This is a genomic window from Mesorhizobium sp. M2E.F.Ca.ET.209.01.1.1 (assembly GCF_004010375.2).
GTDB lineage: Bacteria > Pseudomonadota > Alphaproteobacteria > Rhizobiales > Rhizobiaceae > Mesorhizobium.
The window spans coordinates 1-279 of sequence record NZ_SADP02001394.1 but is presented as its reverse complement, the minus strand read 5'-3'; the positions used below and the strand labels follow the sequence as shown (position 1 = coordinate 279).

Annotated in this window: 1 pseudogene; it reads right to left on the bottom strand. The window is 60.6% G+C overall.

Going from position 1 to position 279, the window contains the following annotated elements:
* A pseudogene (locus EN852_RS42095) lies at positions 1 to 204 on the bottom strand (acyltransferase); the annotation flags it as partial.
* Positions 205 to 279: the final 75 nt, after the last annotated feature.

The following is a 279-nucleotide window of genomic DNA, read 5'->3' as shown; positions in this document are numbered from 1 at the left end:
CAAATAGGCCGTCGCCCAGGCTGCCGCGATGAGGATCAGCGCTTCGCCCGCTGTCGGCATCGCGCCGCCGGCATAGTGACGGAAAAAGACCAGAATCGGCCAGTGCCAGAGGTACAGGCTGTATGAAATTTTTCCTGTAAAGCGGAGCGGCCCGCTTGAAAGAACCGCCGTAGCGATGGAAGGAGAACAAGGCCAGACGAGCAAGACAGCACCAGCCACCGGGGCGAGTGCACTCAGTCCCGGAAATGGCTGGCTCGAGGATAGCCAGATGGAGCTAGC